Genomic DNA, 14,707 nt, shown 5'->3' with positions numbered 1-14,707 from the left:
TGGATATATGATGGAGTCGATTATTTTATTTCGATCTGCCTGCGGACGGTTTTGGCTTCCTCGCGTTTGGCAATATCGATACGTAAAACGCCGTTGGTGTAGGTCGCCTCGATCTGGTTGTCGTCCGCACTGTCCGGCAGGGTAAACGAACGCACGAAAGAGCTATAGCTGTATTCACGTTTGCTGTAGTTCTTCTGGCTGTCTTCGTGATTTGAAGACTGTTCGACCGAAATGGTCAGGTTGTTGCGTTCTAAATTCAGTTTAAAATCTTCCTTTTTCAAGCCTGGCGCGGCCAGTTCCACATGATAGTTGTTCTCGGTCTCGCTGATGTTGACAGCCGGAACACGGGTCACCATCCGGTCGTTAAAAAAGGTATCGTTAAAAATGGAGTCGAAAACGTCACTAAAGCCTGGCAATAATGAACTGTTTCTTTTTTCTGGATTGAATTTAACTAAGGTCATGGCCTTCTAAATTAATAAATGAACAATAAAATTAATTAAACTGTCATAAGCCTTACAAGGCCTGTGCCAGTCCGTTGATGCTGAAAAAATTACAGTTTGCGGCTGTAATTTTTTCAGCGGCGGTGTCAATTTTTCAGCGTATAGGATAGCGCCCCGACACAAACAATGCCTTGCCCCGCCTGTTTCAAGATGATGAGTGATCAGCAACAATTTTCGGGTTTTGTCCGCGTGCGCGGTGCCAGGGAACATAATTTAAAGAACGTCAGCCTGGAAATCCCGCGCGATGCGCTGGTGGTGTTCACCGGTATTTCGGGATCGGGCAAATCTTCGCTGGCCTTCGGAACGCTGTATGCCGAGGCACAAAGGCGCTACCTCGAATCGGTATCGCCCTATGCCCGGCGGCTGTTTAACCAGATGGCTATCCCGGAGGTGGATGAAATCGATGGCCTGCCGCCGGCCGTTGCTTTACAGCAGCAGCGCGGCTCCGCTAGCACGCGTTCCTCGGTGGGCAGCGTGACCACTCTATCTAACTTATTGCGCATGCTCTATTCCCGTGCCGGTGATTACCCACCGGGCCAGGGGATCATCTATGCCGAATCCTTTTCGCCTAATACGCCCGAGGGCGCCTGTCCCGAATGTCACGGCCTGGGCAGGGTCTACGAGATCACCGAGAAGACGATGGTACCCGATGACACCTTAACTATCCGCCAAAAAGCCATCGCCGCCTGGCCCTCCGCTTGGCAGGGTCAGAACCAGCGGGATATACTGACCACCATGGGCTATGACATTGATGTACCCTGGAAGAACCTGCCTAAAAAAGACCGGGACTGGATCTTATTTACCGAGGAACAGCCGGTCGTACCCGTTTATTCCGGTTACAACCACGAAGAAATACAACGTTTTATCAAGCATAAGCGCCAGCCCGACTATATGGGTACTTTTACCGGTGCACGCAGGTATGTGCGGCATACCTTCGCCAATTCCCAAAGTGCGCTGATGAAAAAAAGGGTAAGCCAATATATGCTCAGCAGCGAATGCCCGGTTTGTCATGGCAAGCGGCTCAGGCAAGAATCACTGAGTATTAAATTTGCCGGCTATGATATTGCCCAACTATCGGGGCTGGCGCTCAATAAGCTGGCGACGACTTTCCACCCTTATGCCAGCGGTGATGCACCCGCCTTAAAAAAGCTGGCTGCCAAACATCCCGAAAAAGTGATCGTTGCCCAGCGCATCGCCGAAGACTTTCTAGCGCGGTTGCAGGTTATGCTGGACCTCGGCCTGGGTTATCTAACCATCGAGCGGAGTACACCGACCTTATCACCGGGCGAATTACAGCGCTTGAGACTGGCCACCCAAGTGCGCTCCAATCTGTTCGGCGTCGTCTACGTGCTTGATGAACCCTCGGCAGGTTTGCACCCCGCAGATACCGAAGCTTTGCTGCGGGCGCTGGATAAACTCAAAGCCTCCGGAAATTCCCTGTTCGTGGTCGAGCATGAGATCGACGTGATCCGTCATGCCGACTGGATCGTGGATGTCGGCCCGGCCGCCGGCGAAAAAGGCGGGCATATTCTGTACAGCGGATTGCCGGCCGGCCTGAAAGACATCAAAGCATCGCTGACCCGTCATTATATTTATGGCGATACCGCTAAACCCATTAGTGATCCGCGGGTACCAAAAGACTGGTTAAAACTGGCAGGCGTGACACGCAATAACCTGAACCGGCTCGACGCGGCATTTCCGCTAGGCGTACTGACCAGCGTGACGGGTGTTTCCGGCTCGGGTAAAAGCAGCCTCGTCAGCCAGGTCCTGGTGGAACTCGTTGGCGAAAGTTTAGGTGTGCAGGTGGATATTTCCGGCGATACGGAGGCCGATCCGCTCGAACAAACCGAAGTGCAAACGCTGGGGGGGCAGATCACCTCCGGCATGAAGAACATTAGGCGCATGGTCGTAGTTGACCAGAAACCCATCGGACGCACGCCGCGCTCCAATCTGGCTACCTATACCGGCCTGTTTGACCATGTACGTAGATTATTTGCTGCCACCCCGACGGCCAAAAGCCGTAAGTACGACGCGGGCCGCTTTTCTTTTAACGTGGCCAAAGGGCGTTGCCCGCATTGCGAAGGGGAAGGGATGGTAATGGTGGAACTCTTATTCCTGCCAAGCGTGTACACACCCTGCCCGACCTGCGGCGGTACGCGCTACAACCCGAAGACGCTCGAAGTAAAATACAAGGACAAAAACATCGCCGAAGTACTCGGGTTGACCGTTGACGATGCGGCTAATTTCTTTGATGAAGAACCGTCGATCAGCCGCGCGCTGGAAGTGGTGCGCGAAGTGGGTTTGGGGTATTTGCGTTTAGGCCAGCCGGCTACTGAGCTATCCGGCGGCGAGGCCCAGCGCATCAAGCTAGCTACCGAGTTGCAACGGGCGCAACACGGGCAGACCCTTTATATTTTAGATGAACCGACTACCGGTCTGCATCCGTCTGATGTTGAACGGCTCATGCTACAGCTCAACCGCCTGGTAGATGCAGGCAATACCGTTATTCTGGTCGAACATGACATGCAGGTTATTGCGGGCAGTGACTGGGTGATCGACATCGGTCCCGGCGCCGGTGAAGACGGTGGCCAGATTGTCGCCGCCGGGACACCAGCTTTTATCGTGGGAACCAAAGGCAGCCGGACCGCGACCTATCTCGCCAAGTACGTTTAAAGCTTGAATTCGCCGGCATCAACGCTGGGATTTGCGGGAGGGTTTTCCTCCGGCGGATATTCATCCGGGACTACCTGCGGGTCTTCCTGAGGCACTTCAGGTGTCTTGGGATCTGATGGCTGGTTTACTTCCGGCTGCTCGTTCGGCACCGGAATTTCGGGCTGTTCGCCCGGAATTGTATCGTGTTGTTTCCCCATTATTTTGTTTCCTTAAATTCGATTAAACCATTTACCAGTTTTTGCCACTGACCGCCTGACAGACCGACCCTGGCGATTAAGGCGATCGCGGTGTTGCGGATCTTATCGTGCAGATCGACAGCTTCATTATTCGGGGTTTCGTTTCGGCCGTGTGCGCCCGCGCTGACCACCAGCCCGTCCCGGCGGACGATAAAGGTACTGGTCGATTCATCCGTATAAAAATGCGCGATCTCCGCTGCGGCCTTATGCGGATCTGCCGCCGGACGCACGGTCATGAGCACATATTCTTCCGCGGTGTGTGCGCCGCCTTCTGAAACCAGCTTTTCGATCAGTACCCATTCGACGCCATCGCCTGCATCCGGACCGGGCCCTGGCAGGTCAATGCTGATAAAGAAACCTTCCTCGGCCAGCACATCTACTTCCTCGCCCTGGTTATTGCAAAGCACGAACTTCGCTGAACCCGCCCCTGAATATGCGTGCCAGTTGCTAACCGAAAGCATTCGTCCCGCCGCGACCTGGAAGGATGTATGCGCCTGTTCCAATGTATCATGTTTTTTTCCTGTGTAAAATCGGTCTGTCGGCCGGTCTGTTGCGGCGGCAATTGGTCAAGGGCTGTTTTCATACCGGTAAAACAGGCCGGTAGCCGCGTTTGTTTCAATGATTTTTTAACACCAAAATGCCGCAGAATTGTTATTTGCTACAATTTCTTCTGTTATCTGGCAAAGTTAATCAAATCAAACCTCAAACGCCACTTGCCTTTCGCATCATGCTTAAGAACGCCGGCGTGATGCCTAGATAACCGGCGATCTGTTTTTGGGCGATGCGTTGCTCCAGCCCGGGGTAGCGCTTACGGAACTCGAGGTAGCGTTCTTCGGCGGTTTTGTAAAGTTGAGAGGTGATGCGGCGCTCATACAGCTCGAAGCCATTTTGGCTGAGGATACGGAAAAAGCGCTCAAACTTCGGGAGGATTTGGAACAGTTTTTCCAGTTGTGGTAACGAAATATAATAGACCTCGCTGTCTTCCAGCGCCTGAATGGCATTTGCCGAGGGTTTTGCATTAAAAAAGCTCACAATATCACAGGTCCACCAGTTTTCGGGGTAAAAACCGATGATGTGGTCTTCGCCGCTTTGATCGGTGTAAAACATGCGCAGGCAGCCGCGTTTGACAAAGTAGATGTAGCGGTCGGTTTCTCCTGCCTGCAGCAGGCAGGCGCGCTTCTTCACTTCCCTGAGCTGAAAGAAAGTAAGCGCTTGCTCCTGTTCAGCAGGGGCAAGCGCGATATGCATGGCAAAATTGTTCAGGATCAGCTGGTGCATGAGCTAAGATAGGTATTACAACTCGAACTGGCGCGTCATATACAGTTTGAGTTTGGCAGTACCGGCCAGCCGAAGCGGTTCGGCTATTTCGTGGTAAGCCGCGCTTTGTGCCACGGTCAGAAATGTTTCGGCGCTGGCATACTCCACGATAGCAATGGCGTCCCAGTCCTCACCTTCATCCGCCACTACGCTGGCTAATACGTTCGTCACGAGTTTTACATTAGCTTCAAGGCCTAAAGTTTTCACCACGCGGTTAAACGCCGGGAGGTATTCTTCTAGGTAGAGGCGGCGGTCCGCAAATTTAAGCAGGTTCACCATCAGTACCGGTCCTGTGCCTGGCACATTATCCGGGATCTTTACTACTGTCTTTTTATTTTCCATTACACAAAGGTCGCCTGGCCCGGCTGCAAAAAAGTTCAACTAGTTGAAGGTTTTAAAAATTCTTTTCAAACCAATTGACCTATTATCTTCCGACCAGCGAGGGATGCTCCCTAATGGGCAAACTTCTGGGGGGAAAAAAGCGGGTGCCCGCTGGGTTAACAAATAAATTGTTTAGCCAGGGATGCCTGTCAATTTTACAACTTGCGGGAATGCGAAATATAAATTTTAACTTGCAGTAAAATCTCCGGATAAATCGCTGATCTTACCCCTATGAATGTCGTTGGTGCTGCGTTGGCCTTTATACTAATTCTTGGTTTGGTGCTTTATTTCCGGCAGCAGAAACAGCAGCGGACCCGGGAAGATAGCGCCGATGATTACAAGCGCCTGTTCGATGGCATCCCTACGCCGATGTACATCTATGACGATAAAACCTTCCGGTTCCTGGCGGTGAACGATGCGGCTATCGAACAATACGGCTATACGCGGGAAGAATTCCTGAACCTCAGGATCACCGATATCCGGCCGCCGGAAGAGATACCCGCCCTGCTCAAATTTCATGAAAGCCTGCCGGAAGGCCATGTAAATGCGGGCCGCATGCTGCATTGGAACAAGGCCGGGCAACGCTTTTATGTCAGCGTTTATACCCATTATACGATGTTTGAGGGCAAAGGTGCCCGGCAGGTCCTGATCGTCAATATCGACGAAAAGATGCGGGCCGAGCAGATCGTCAGCGAGAAGTCCGCGGAACTGGAAAATATGCTCGACAGTATCACGGACGGCTTTTACGCGCTGAACAGGAATTGGGAGGTGACTTTTATGAACAAAGCCGCCGAACAGGCGCTGTCCTGCACCAGGGAAGAAGTCATGGGCAAGAACCTTTGGGACTTTTTCCCGAATTCCCGCGAAGGCCGCTTCTATCCCGAATATGAGCGGGCCATGAACGAAAGGGTCAGCGTTCATTTTGAGGAACTCGACGCGCCGCTGGGGGTCTGGGGCTCCATGAACGTTTATCCGACCAAGGATGGCATCGCCGTTTATTTCGTCGATATCACCGAACAAAAAAAGATCCAGGAAAAGATCTATAACGACGGGCAGAACCTCCGGGCGATCATTAATAATACCCGCGACCTGATCTGGTCGGTCGACCGGCACTCGAATATCATCACCGGTAACCAGGCTTTCTGGGATAGGGTAAAAGAACTCACCGGGAAAAATGAAGATGAGGTCACCAATGCTGATTTTGTACAGGAAAGAATGAAGGTTTTTTTCGAAAGCTACGAAAGGGCCTTCAAAGGCGAAGTGTTCAGCGTCGTCAGGCAACGTGAAATCGACGGCAAACAGGTTTACGAAGAACTGAGCTTTAACCCGATCCGTGACGTGCATAACGAGGTTATCGGCGTAAACTGCTTTCTAAGGGATATTACCGAACGCGAGGAGCACTTGCAAAAGATCGAAAATCAAAACAAGCGCCTGCGCGAGATCGCCTGGATCCATTCCCACCTGGTGCGTGCACCGTTAGCCAGCATTTTGGGCCTTGTCCAGCTTTGCGACCCGAATGATTCGCCCAATGCCGAGATCATCCCGATGCTGAAGAAATCGGCGGAGGACCTTGATAAAGTTATCCAGGACATTACCGTATTGACGGATAAGCTATAAGGAATCCCGGAATGCTGCAGGAGAGAAGCTTGTTTTATTTTTAAACAGTTTACTGAACGAGGTCGGATGGCCGAATCCCAGTTCATAGGCGATCTGACTAACGGACAAGTCGGTCATGGCCAGCTTCTCTTTGGCTTTTTCAATCAGCTTGTTGTGGATGTGTTCCTGCGTATTCAAGCCGGTAAAGGATTTTAATAGGCTGCGCAGGTAATTCGGCGAAATATGAAGTTTATCGGAGATATACTGGACCGTAGGCAGGCCGCTTTTCAATAAATCATCATTGGTGAACCAGGCGTCGAGCGCAGCTTCCAGTTTCTCCAATATCCCGTGGTTGGTGATCTTGCGGGTGACAAACTGCCGGTTATAAAACCGTTCCGCATAGGTGAACAGGAGTTCCAGTTCGGCGATAACCACATCCTGGCTGTATTTGTCGATCTTCGACCGGTATTCCTCCTGTATGCTGCGGATAATGCTGAGCACTTTTTGTTCCTCCTGCGGTGCGAGGAACAAAGACTCGCTGACCGAGTAATGAAAGAACTCGTGACGGCTGATGGTCCTGGCCAGGGTGGTTTTCCATAAGAAATCCGGGTGGACCAGGATCATCCAGCCCGAGATCGCCGAAGCCTCCGGATTGTTGTTTTCGATCGCCAGCACCTGGCCCGGGGACATAAAAAACAGTTTGCTGGCTTCAAAATCATTTTCCTGCTCAGCGGCCGAAACCGCCAGGTCGAAGGAACGCTGGCCGTAACGGTATTTAAATTTACCTTCCGGGTCGCGCTTCAGAAAAATGATGTAAAAACCGTAAGACAGGACAAATCCCCCGTCCATTTCCGGCGGCCTGACCGTATTCATCTCCACCACGCTGAAATGCGGGTGATCCGGCATCGGCAAGCCCAGCAGCTGGTGATACTGGCTGACGGTTTTGATATGGCGTACTTCCTTTGACATCGATCAAATTTACTTACTATTCCGGTAAGCCTCAGCAAATACCGGCGCATAGGTGCTGAGTTTTGTTTGCCCTAATACCGGGCGGTGTTTAAAATAGTCTTCATACAGCTTGCCGCTGCGGCCTGCCGCGCCCATTTCCACCAGCCCGTCCGCCAGCATTTCACCCATGCCCTGTTTCAGCATCGCATTGCGGAGCATTTTATCAGAGATCTTGCCCCATTTCAGATAGGGTTTGCCGATGGCCTCCCCCAGGATCCGGGCCACCTCGCTGCAGGTCGGTTCCTCGCTGGCAATATACCGGAAGCTTCGCCCTTCAAAAGGTTTTTCCATTTCTTCGGCAATGACTGCGGCTATGTCAATGGGCGACACCAGCAGGTTGATCGTATCGCCACCGTAATTGGCCACGATCACCCCTCTTTTGCCGCTGAGCAAACCCCCCAGGCCGTAGTACTGCAGCGCCATAACAGCACCGATAAATCCCTTGCTCAGCGTTTTGATCGTATCGATGTTCATCAGCAGGTTGCCGTAAAAGCCCACCGGCCGCATAAACTTAATAGCCACCTCCGCGGGCAGCGACCGCAGGATGGTCTCGGCCATATGGTGAAACCTTAAAAGGCCCACACCCTGGTCGGTATGCGCGCCAATACTGCTTAAATGCACGATCTTCTTCACGCCCGTTTGCTCCACAGCAGTTTTGTAGACAGTGACCAGTCCGCGCACACTTTCGTAAGGGTCGTAGGTTTTATCCCGGAAACGGCCGGGCTCGGTCGGTTCCATGAGGTAAACGATGTCCGCACCGGTGAATGTCCTGATCAAAAAATTCAGATCCCGTAAGGAGCCGATGGCGGCTTGCGCACCCAGCGCTTCAATGGCATCCTTCCGGTCGGCATTGCTGCTGATCACGGTTACCGTATGTCCTTTGGCCGCCAGTGCCTTAGCCAGCGGCTGGCTGATATTGCCCAATGAGCCTGTTAATATAATTTTCATAGCGTATTGTTATTCAACAAAGGTCTGCGTATCGTGCAGACCGTTGATAGCCAAAACGGCTTTTGTCGTAGCCAAAACGCTTGCGCCTCAATTAATGAATCCTTTCCACGGCTAAATGCCAGATCAGCACAATGTCATATCTCTAACTGGATTGGCATATCGGGAAATTCCGATATATCTTTGTACCATGGATCAGGTAGAAATATTCAAAGCGCTTTCCAATAAGACCCGGCTGCAAATACTGGCCTGGTTAAAGGAACCGGAAACTAGTTTTCCCGGGCAGGCGGAACACGCCGGTTTCGAGGACGGCGTTTGCGTCGGACAGATCCAGGCCAAAGCCGGCCTGACGCAGTCCACCGTTTCTGAATACCTATCGCTCCTGCAGCGCGCCGGTCTGGTGCAGTCCACGCGCAAAGGGCAATGGACCTATTACAAACGGAACGAAGCCGCTTTTGAACAACTCTCCCAACTGATCCTTTCCTAAGTTTAACATCAAAACATTTACTATGAACACCAATAGTCTATTCCAGCCTTTCGCGCTGAAGTCCTTACATATCCAGAACCGCATCGTCATGGCGCCGATGACCCGCTCCTTTTCACCGAACGGCGTACCCACCCCTGATGTAGCCGCTTATTACCGCAAACGCGCGGAGGGTGAAGTCGGACTGATTTTATCAGAAGGCACCGTGATCGACCGGCCATCTTCCTCAAACGATGTGAACATCCCGCATTTTTATGGCGAACAGGCCTTAGCCGGCTGGCAGAATGTGATTAACGGTGTACACGCCGCCGGTGGCAGCATGGGCCCGCAAATCTGGCATATGGGCGTGATGGATAACCACCACTCGGGCTGGCTGCCGCCGGTGCCCTTCGAAGGCCCTTCCGGTTTGAACCGTCCCGGTTTTAACAATGGTAAAACCATGACCGATGCCGACATTGCCGATACCATTGCCGCTTTTGGCCGTGCCGCTGCGGATGCCAAACGTTTGGGTTTTGACTGCGTGGAGATCCACGGCGCGCATGGCTATTTGATCGACCAGTTCTTTTGGGAAGGCAGCAATGAACGTACCGATCAATACGGCGGCAAAACCCTGCCGGAGCGTACGCGCTTTGCCGTGGAAGTGATCAAGGAAGTTAGAAAACAAGTCGGTGAAGACTTTGCGCTCATCATCCGTTTATCGCAATTCAAGCCATCCGCCTACGACTACAAGCTGGCTAAAACCCCGCAGGAAATGGAAGCCTGGCTGAATCCTCTGGCGGATGCAGGCATCGATATTTTCCATTGCTCACAGCGCCGCTTCTGGGAGCCTGAGTTTGAAGGCGCTGACCTGAACTTTGCCGGCTGGGCTAAAAAGTTGAGCGGTAAAGCGACGATCAGCGTCGGTTCGGTGGGTTTATCCGGCGATTTCTTCGGCTCGTTCCGGGGCGAAAGCTCGGAGCCAAGTTCACTGGAAGAACTGATGCGCCGCATGGACCGCGGGGATTTCGACCTGGTAGCCGTTGGCCGCCCGATCTTAGCGGACCCGTTCTGGGTGCAGAAGATCCGGGATGGGCGCAACGCGGAATTGAGGTCATTTACCAAAGAAGCTTTGGGTCATTTAGTGATGGAATAATCATGAGCAAGCAATTAAGCGATATCAAATACTCCGTGCTGGACCTGGCTACCGTGGTGGAAGGTTTTACCGCGGCTGATACTTTTAAAAGAAGTATGGAGCTGGCGCTGCAGGCCGAAGCAGGCGGATATACCCGTTACTGGTTTGCCGAACACCATAATATGATCGGCGTGGCCAGTTCGGCGCCTCAAATATTGATCGGCTATATTGCCGGCGGTACCAAAACGATCCGGGTAGGCTCGGGCGGCATGATGCTGCCCAATCATGCCCCGCTCATTGTTGCTGAGCAGTTCGGCACCCTGGCTACGTTATATCCGAATCGTATAGACTTGGGCCTGGGCCGCGCGCCGGGCACCGACCAGGTGACGGCGATGGCTATCCGTGGTGAGAATATGCATGCGCCCAATCATTTCCCGCAAGACGTTCAGCAATTGCAAAAACTATTCTCTGAGGAGAACCGAAACGGCAAAGTGCGGGCCAACCCCGGTGAGGGCCTGGACATCCCCATCTGGATCTTGGGCTCCAGTACGGACAGCGCCTATTTAGCGGCAGAATTGGGTTTACCCTATGCCTTTGCCAGCCATTTCGCACCTGCCTATTTTAAGCAAGCCATCGCCGTTTACCGCCAAAACTTCAAGCCATCAGCACAGCTGGCAGAGCCATATGTGATGGCCTGCGTGAACGTGGTCGCCGCCGATAATGACACGGAAGCCAAACGCCTGTTCACGTCCTTACAGCAATTCTTCATGGGCGTCATTACCGGTAAACGGGCGCTATTGCAGCCGCCGGTAGCTACGATGGACAACATCTGGAACCCCTACGAAGCCGAAGCCGTCAACCAGATGCTGGCCTACGCCTTTATCGGCGGCCCGGAAACTATTCAACAGCAAATGCAGGAATTTATCAGCGAAACGAAGATCGACGAAGTCATGGTGACCTCGCATATCTATGATCACCAGGCGAAATTACGCTCTTATCAATTGTTTGCAGAAGCACTTACATCCCAGACCGCCGACCTGGCCGCTTATAAAGCTTAGTTGAAAGAGGCCCGGAACTCCAGCGGTGAAAGACTGGTGCGGGCCTTGAATAATTTACTGAAGGATTGCGGGTACTCAAAGCCCAGCTGATAGGCGATCTCGCTGACACTTAATTCCGTGGTCGACAATTTTTCCTTGGCTTTTTCGATCAGCCGGTCCTGGATATGCTGCTGCGTGTTTTTCCCGGTCAGGACCCGAAGCACCGAGCCGAGGTAGCCCGGGGAAATGTGCAGGTTGTCCGCCAGTTCGCTAACCGTCGGGATACCGGGCCAGTCTTGCAAAGCTGCTTCGAACCGTTCCAGGAGCTGATGGCTGCTGATCTTCCGGGTGAGGAATTGCCGGTGGTAAAACCGCTCCGCATAGGTCAGAATGGACTCCAATTGGCTGACCATCACTTCCTGGCTGAAACGGTCAATATTAGAGTGGTATTCCCGTTCTATATTTTGCAGCATGCCTGCAATGATGGCTTCCTCTTTCTCCGACAGGTGTAAGGCTTCACTGACCGCGTAACTGAAATATGCATATTGTTTGATCTTCCTGGCCAGCGTGGTGTGCCAGAGAAAATCCGCGTGCACCAGCAGCAGCCAGCCGGTGTGTTTCAATTCCCTGCCCGGTTCGACTTCAATGCGCAGGACCTGCCCGGGCGCCATAAAGGTCATCATGCCGCCGTCAAAGTCATAGGTCTGCTGCCCGTATTTCATTTTGGCGCCGAAGTTGTGTTTGAGACCGATGGAATAAAAGTCATTGACCAGGCTGATGGGTTCATCACCCTTTAGCGCCTTGATATCTTCGAAGCGGACAACGCTGATCAGCGGGTGCTCCGGCGCCGGCAAACCCATCAGGCGGTGATAAGCACTAATCGTTTTGATCTGTTGCAGCATAGTACAAGATACTTATTTAAACGCTAAAGCAAATTCCCGCGCGAAGTCCTCGATCTTAATCTTACCCATCGCAGGCGGGTGCCGGTCATAATCCTCCCGCATCAAACCCGTGCGGATCGCCGCATTCAGTTCCACTAGCAAACCCGCCATTAACGGCGCGACGCCATGTTGTTCCATGGTCGCCTTCACCTGGTCATCGCTGAAGGACAGCCATTGCATTTCCGGCTTACCAATCGCCGCACCCAAAACTGCTGCTACCTCTTTGCAGGTCCGCTCATCACTGGCGACATAGCGTATCCTCTCAACGGAGGGCCTGACCAGTTCTTCAGCTGCGGCCTTCGCGATATCCAGCGGTGATACCCAGATCAATTTGTCCCCACCGCCATAATTGGTCGCGATCATACCCGAGTTTTTGATCATATCGACGTAGTGATACAAATTAGTATAAAAGGAAGCCGGCCGCAAATGGGTAAGATCAACGTTTGCCAAGCCATTGAAAATTTGTTCTATCCGGTGGGAGCCGACAATGATGCCGGTACCGGCCGGCAAGTGTGCCCCCCAGCTGCTGAGCTGCACCACCCGTTTGACACCGGAGGCACGGATAGCTTCCGCATAGCTTTGTCCCACCTGCTCATAATAAGCGATCGGATCAGGTGCCGCGAAATTCGGCGGCACCATGGTGTAGACCGCATCGGCACCTGTGAACACCCCGGTTAAAAATGCCGCATCGGTGACGGAACCGATAGCCGCTGTCGCACCTAAAGTTATTATCTCCTGGGATTTTCCCGGATCGGTAGAAATAATGGTCACGGTATGCCCCTGCGCAATTAATTGAACAGCCAATGGTTTACTGATATTTCCTAAAGAACCTGTTACGATGATTTTCATACCACAAAGGTCCGCAACGGTGAGCAGGGGCAATTAACTAAATCGACGGATCTTGTGTTTATATCCGCGGTCTTAGGGGACACATAGGAGTGGATCAAAACGCCATACCGCTGATTTGCCCGCACAGTTGCAGGAACTGTTCCTGCACATCAGCGTCATCAGCTTTCACCTCGTAACGGGCTTCCCGCTGGTGACGGAAATATCTACCGCTCACTAAGGCTTTGGGATCATCGCTCACAGCCAGCCAAACCTGCGTTTCATAACCTTTTTGCAGATCATCCGGCGCACCTCTGCCGCCCATTTTGGTCGGCACCCAGCCAGGGTCCAATGCGTTGGCCAAAACGTTCGGCCACTTGCGCGCGACCGCTTTGGCCAGGATCAGGTCATGCAGTTTGGAATCGGCATATCGCACTTTGGGCGGATCGGCGCGCAAACCCGCAAGTGTCGGGTCACCGTTCAAATGATCGCCTGAACTTAAATAGATCAGGCGTTTCGGTGGTTCGATCAGACAGGTGAGGATATAGGGCGCGATGGTGTTTACGGCCAATATCGTTTGAGCAGGCATTTGGTAGACACCCGCATTATGGATAATGGCATCAAAACGGCCGAGGCGGTTGACCTCATCTGCAAGTCTTTTGGTGGCGTCTATATCCGAAAGGTCAGCGGCCAGTACGCATTCCGCGCCGGGAACTTGGGCTAAAGCTTCCTCGGCGCGTCTTTCATCGCGGGCATGCAATACCACCCGGTACCCTTGTTTGACCAGTTCGACGGCTGCCAGCTGGCCCAGGCCATCGGCTGAACCGGTGATGAATATCCTGCTCATTATTTTTGAATTTCAATTAATAATCCATCCATTCGAGTTTACTGATCTCAAATCCGAGGGCCATGGCCTTTTGCAGGAAGCGCTGTTTCATTTCTTCCGGCATACTGCTTTCCCTGGATAGCAGCCACAAATAACTCATACTGCTGCCGGAGACTAGTGCATACTGGTAATTATCATCAATGTCGAGGATATTATAGTCCAGGTAGATCGGCAGGAAATAGGCGACCTCCAGTTGCCCGCGCGTTTCCGCTCCCTTAAACTTAATCGTGCCAGTCGCTTCCACCGCTTTATTTTTGACCGGGTTAAAAGCACGGGTAACGACCTTGATCGTGCCGTCCTCATTCAGCGAATATTCTTCGGTCAGGTCGCGCAGGTCCTTTTCGATCAGGTTGGGCAAACGCGCTACTTCGTTCCACTTGCCCAGATACTTTTCCTTATCGAACGGATCCACGATGGCACTGGCCGGAACTTTCTTTTTCGGCCACAGCACGTAGGCGATACCGGCAATGCCCGCGGCAGCCGCCACGCCAATTAATGCTTTACCTTTTTTCATTGCATTAATCCTTGATCACTGCGTCGGTTGCCACTTTAGCCGCTTTCTTGGGGATGATCGTTTTTTTGTCGATCACTTCCGCTGCGGTATCGCTGATGCCTTCTTTTACTTTGCGGGTGAGCTGCCTGCGGTATTGCGCGCCCTTGTCGGTCAAAAACAACCAACCCAGGCCGATACCTGCCGTTACGCCAACCGCGATCCCTACGATCAGGCCGGTATGGTCTTCTTTTTCAAATGGATTTTTCATAGCTAA

17 protein-coding genes are annotated in these 14,707 nt (G+C 52.5%); 5 read left to right on the top strand and 12 right to left on the bottom strand.

All coding sequences use genetic code 11. The features are described 5' to 3' along the window. Nucleotides 1–20: 20 nt before the first annotated feature. A complete protein-coding gene (locus DIU38_RS16440; protein ID WP_112654562.1) occupies nucleotides 21–461 on the bottom strand; it encodes an Hsp20/alpha crystallin family protein in 441 nt (146 codons plus the stop codon). Nucleotides 462–653: 192 nt separating this feature from the next. On the opposite strand from DIU38_RS16440, the gene uvrA reads away from it, so the two are divergent. Next, on the top strand, nucleotides 654–3,173 hold the full coding sequence (gene uvrA, locus DIU38_RS16435; protein WP_244311210.1) for an excinuclease ABC subunit UvrA: 2,520 nt from the start codon (nucleotides 654–656) through the stop codon (nucleotides 3,171–3,173). Here the strand turns inward: uvrA and DIU38_RS16430 are convergent. The 4 genes from DIU38_RS16430 to DIU38_RS16415 all read right to left on the bottom strand — a co-directional run bounded on the left by DIU38_RS16430 (nucleotide 3,170) and on the right by DIU38_RS16415 (nucleotide 5,107). Further along, nucleotides 3,170–3,370, bottom strand: a complete 201-nt coding sequence (locus tag DIU38_RS16430; RefSeq protein ID WP_112654564.1) for a hypothetical protein — start codon at nucleotides 3,368–3,370, stop codon at nucleotides 3,170–3,172. The two genes, uvrA and DIU38_RS16430, sit on opposite strands and share 4 nt — an antisense overlap. Then, nucleotides 3,370–3,912 (bottom strand): hypothetical protein, encoded by a 543-nt coding sequence (locus DIU38_RS16425; RefSeq protein WP_112654565.1) that lies wholly within the window; start codon nucleotides 3,910–3,912, stop codon nucleotides 3,370–3,372. Before DIU38_RS16425 ends, DIU38_RS16430 begins: the two co-directional genes overlap by 1 nt. A gap of 199 nt (nucleotides 3,913–4,111) precedes the next feature. After that, nucleotides 4,112–4,687, bottom strand: coding sequence for a Crp/Fnr family transcriptional regulator (locus DIU38_RS16420; RefSeq protein ID WP_112654566.1), 576 nt, complete (start codon nucleotides 4,685–4,687; stop codon nucleotides 4,112–4,114). 15 nt (nucleotides 4,688–4,702) lie between these two features. Then, nucleotides 4,703–5,107 carry a hypothetical protein gene (locus DIU38_RS16415; RefSeq protein ID WP_146750343.1) on the bottom strand — a complete coding sequence of 135 codons (405 nt, stop codon included), beginning with the start codon at nucleotides 5,105–5,107 and terminating at the stop codon, nucleotides 4,703–4,705. A 231-nt stretch (nucleotides 5,108–5,338) separates the two neighbouring features. On the opposite strand from DIU38_RS16415, the gene DIU38_RS16410 reads away from it, so the two are divergent. Next, nucleotides 5,339–6,724 carry a PAS domain S-box protein gene (locus DIU38_RS16410; RefSeq protein WP_112654568.1) on the top strand — a complete coding sequence of 462 codons (1,386 nt, stop codon included), beginning with the start codon at nucleotides 5,339–5,341 and terminating at the stop codon, nucleotides 6,722–6,724. On the opposite strand, the gene DIU38_RS16405 is transcribed toward DIU38_RS16410, so the two are convergent. After that, on the bottom strand, nucleotides 6,719–7,672 hold the full coding sequence (locus tag DIU38_RS16405; RefSeq protein ID WP_112654569.1) for a helix-turn-helix domain-containing protein: 954 nt from the start codon (nucleotides 7,670–7,672) through the stop codon (nucleotides 6,719–6,721). The genes DIU38_RS16410 and DIU38_RS16405 overlap by 6 nt on opposite strands. A gap of 9 nt (nucleotides 7,673–7,681) precedes the next feature. Beyond that, nucleotides 7,682–8,659 (bottom strand): SDR family oxidoreductase, encoded by a 978-nt coding sequence (locus tag DIU38_RS16400; protein WP_112654570.1) that lies wholly within the window; start codon nucleotides 8,657–8,659, stop codon nucleotides 7,682–7,684. Nucleotides 8,660–8,846: 187 nt separating this feature from the next. Here DIU38_RS16400 and DIU38_RS16395 point away from each other — a divergent pair, with 187 nt between their 5' ends. From DIU38_RS16395 to DIU38_RS16385, 3 genes are read left to right on the top strand one after another with little or no spacing between them, the layout of a single operon-like run. Continuing rightward, nucleotides 8,847–9,143, top strand: coding sequence for an ArsR/SmtB family transcription factor (locus DIU38_RS16395; RefSeq protein WP_112654571.1), 297 nt, complete (start codon nucleotides 8,847–8,849; stop codon nucleotides 9,141–9,143). A gap of 22 nt (nucleotides 9,144–9,165) precedes the next feature. Continuing rightward, entirely contained in the window at nucleotides 9,166–10,272 is a 1,107-nt protein-coding gene (locus tag DIU38_RS16390) for an NADH:flavin oxidoreductase (protein WP_112654572.1), read from the top strand. Between the two features lie 2 nt (nucleotides 10,273–10,274). Then, nucleotides 10,275–11,309 (top strand): LLM class flavin-dependent oxidoreductase, encoded by a 1,035-nt coding sequence (locus tag DIU38_RS16385; RefSeq protein WP_112654573.1) that lies wholly within the window; start codon nucleotides 10,275–10,277, stop codon nucleotides 11,307–11,309. Here the strand turns inward: DIU38_RS16385 and DIU38_RS16380 are convergent. From DIU38_RS16380 to DIU38_RS16360, 5 genes are all read right to left on the bottom strand, one after another. Further along, complete coding sequence (locus DIU38_RS16380; protein WP_112654574.1) at nucleotides 11,306–12,190, bottom strand: helix-turn-helix domain-containing protein; 885 nt, start codon at nucleotides 12,188–12,190, stop codon at nucleotides 11,306–11,308. The two genes, DIU38_RS16385 and DIU38_RS16380, sit on opposite strands and share 4 nt — an antisense overlap. A gap of 12 nt (nucleotides 12,191–12,202) precedes the next feature. Beyond that, on the bottom strand, nucleotides 12,203–13,078 hold the full coding sequence (locus tag DIU38_RS16375; RefSeq protein ID WP_112654575.1) for an NAD(P)H-binding protein: 876 nt from the start codon (nucleotides 13,076–13,078) through the stop codon (nucleotides 12,203–12,205). Nucleotides 13,079–13,172: 94 nt separating this feature from the next. Then, nucleotides 13,173–13,901: an SDR family NAD(P)-dependent oxidoreductase gene (locus DIU38_RS16370; RefSeq protein WP_112654576.1), complete on the bottom strand. Its 729-nt coding sequence runs from the start codon at nucleotides 13,899–13,901 to the stop codon at nucleotides 13,173–13,175. A 16-nt stretch (nucleotides 13,902–13,917) separates the two neighbouring features. After that, nucleotides 13,918–14,454 carry a lipocalin family protein gene (locus tag DIU38_RS16365; RefSeq protein WP_112654577.1) on the bottom strand — a complete coding sequence of 179 codons (537 nt, stop codon included), beginning with the start codon at nucleotides 14,452–14,454 and terminating at the stop codon, nucleotides 13,918–13,920. Nucleotides 14,455–14,458: 4 nt separating this feature from the next. Continuing rightward, nucleotides 14,459–14,701, bottom strand: a complete 243-nt coding sequence (locus DIU38_RS16360) for a hypothetical protein (protein ID WP_112654578.1) — start codon at nucleotides 14,699–14,701, stop codon at nucleotides 14,459–14,461. Nucleotides 14,702–14,707: the final 6 nt, after the last annotated feature.

Origin of the sequence: Mucilaginibacter metallidurans, from assembly GCF_003286435.2 — a bacterium.
GTDB classification, from domain to species: Bacteria; Bacteroidota; Bacteroidia; order Sphingobacteriales; family Sphingobacteriaceae; genus Mucilaginibacter; species Mucilaginibacter gossypii.
This window is presented reverse-complemented; position numbering and strand designations above follow the sequence as displayed.

Bases quoted from the DNA above. Each gene is read 5' to 3' on its own strand.
- DIU38_RS16440 (WP_112654562.1), bottom strand. From the start codon at position 461: ATGACCTTAGTTAAATTCAATCCAGAAAAAAGAAACAGTTCATTATTG.
- uvrA (WP_244311210.1), top strand. From the start codon at position 654: ATGAGTGATCAGCAACAATTTTCGGGTTTTGTCCGCGTGCGCGGTGCC.
- DIU38_RS16430 (WP_112654564.1), bottom strand. From the start codon at position 3,370: ATGGGGAAACAACACGATACAATTCCGGGCGAACAGCCCGAAATTCCG.
- DIU38_RS16420 (WP_112654566.1), bottom strand. From the start codon at position 4,687: ATGCACCAGCTGATCCTGAACAATTTTGCCATGCATATCGCGCTTGCC.
- DIU38_RS16410 (WP_112654568.1), top strand. From the start codon at position 5,339: ATGAATGTCGTTGGTGCTGCGTTGGCCTTTATACTAATTCTTGGTTTG.
- DIU38_RS16405 (WP_112654569.1), bottom strand. From the start codon at position 7,672: ATGTCAAAGGAAGTACGCCATATCAAAACCGTCAGCCAGTATCACCAG.
- DIU38_RS16400 (WP_112654570.1), bottom strand. From the start codon at position 8,659: ATGAAAATTATATTAACAGGCTCATTGGGCAATATCAGCCAGCCGCTG.
- DIU38_RS16395 (WP_112654571.1), top strand. From the start codon at position 8,847: ATGGATCAGGTAGAAATATTCAAAGCGCTTTCCAATAAGACCCGGCTG.
- DIU38_RS16390 (WP_112654572.1), top strand. From the start codon at position 9,166: ATGAACACCAATAGTCTATTCCAGCCTTTCGCGCTGAAGTCCTTACAT.
- DIU38_RS16385 (WP_112654573.1), top strand. From the start codon at position 10,275: ATGAGCAAGCAATTAAGCGATATCAAATACTCCGTGCTGGACCTGGCT.
- DIU38_RS16380 (WP_112654574.1), bottom strand. From the start codon at position 12,190: ATGCTGCAACAGATCAAAACGATTAGTGCTTATCACCGCCTGATGGGT.
- DIU38_RS16375 (WP_112654575.1), bottom strand. From the start codon at position 13,078: ATGAAAATCATCGTAACAGGTTCTTTAGGAAATATCAGTAAACCATTG.
- DIU38_RS16370 (WP_112654576.1), bottom strand. From the start codon at position 13,901: ATGAGCAGGATATTCATCACCGGTTCAGCCGATGGCCTGGGCCAGCTG.
- DIU38_RS16365 (WP_112654577.1), bottom strand. From the start codon at position 14,454: ATGAAAAAAGGTAAAGCATTAATTGGCGTGGCGGCTGCCGCGGGCATT.
- DIU38_RS16360 (WP_112654578.1), bottom strand. From the start codon at position 14,701: ATGAAAAATCCATTTGAAAAAGAAGACCATACCGGCCTGATCGTAGGG.